This window comes from Seonamhaeicola marinus, from assembly GCF_008085455.1.
The window spans coordinates 1-233 of record NZ_VSDQ01000908.1; the positions used below are offsets into that span (position 1 = coordinate 1).

At 30.9% G+C, this 233-nt stretch carries 1 protein-coding gene; it reads right to left on the reverse strand.

The features are described from left to right. The coding region (locus FUA24_RS24760) for an SsrA-binding protein (protein ID WP_148546101.1) at positions 1–233 on the reverse strand (233 nt) is incomplete at both ends.

A 233-nucleotide genomic window follows, 5' to 3' on the forward strand; every position in this document is an offset into this window, starting at 1 on the left:
TCTTTTTTGTTTAAAAGTAGTTTTCTAACGGCTTTTGGTTTGTGGTTGTAATGTGTGCCAAAGCTATATTCTTCAATAGTCATATTAACCACAAAAAGCTCACCTTTATCATTAAATTCACAAAAACTTTCAGCAATAGAAGCTTTACTATTTCTAATAGATTTAATTTCAGTACCACTTAATACAATACCAGCAGTGTACTTGTCTAGTATTTCATACTGAAAGCGCGCTTT